Raw genomic sequence first — 503 nt, 5'->3', positions numbered from 1 at the left:
CAGTACATGTGTGTGCAGATTCTGGTCTACGCCTTCTGCGCCTTCTTCATCTCGATCACCCAGACCTATTTCGACGCGGTTAACCGGTCGAACGGTGCCGCGACTACGACTTTGACCGAAGCCGCCCCGCTCATCCTGATCTGCCTTGTTGGCGTGCTGCTGCTGTCGCAGATCACCAACGTTGCCGCCTCACTCGCAGGCGGAATTGGTATTGGAACGCCTTCGTTTGGGCGCTTCTACGGCGGCGCTTTCGGATCGATGGGCCAAGCCGGTCAGCGGACGCTGATGGGACGCATGGGCTGGAGCACGCGGCAGGAACGCCTGGCGGGTCGCGAGCGGGCGCGCGTGAGCCTCGCCCAGAGAAAGTACGAGAATTCAGCGGAATATGCGCGGCTTTCCCGAAAGCTGACGGATCCCGCATAGTTTTGGGGCACCAATGAGCGATGTGAAGGAAAGCGCTGGGGGACCGGCGAAGGAAACCGAGTCTCCCTTGCCGTACTACG

1 pseudogene is annotated in these 503 nt (G+C 61.0%); it reads left to right on the top strand.

Annotated elements, in window-relative coordinates:
• Positions 1–423 (top strand): annotated as a pseudogene (locus EN749_RS37005) (conjugal transfer protein TrbL); the annotation flags it as partial.
• Between the last annotated feature and the right edge of the window lie 80 nt (positions 424–503).

It is taken from the genome of Mesorhizobium sp. M7A.F.Ca.ET.027.02.1.1, from assembly GCF_004022985.1.
Lineage (GTDB): Bacteria > Pseudomonadota > Alphaproteobacteria > Rhizobiales > Rhizobiaceae > Mesorhizobium.
Note: the sequence above shows the minus strand (reverse complement) of the source record. Positions and strands in the feature narration are given on the sequence as shown.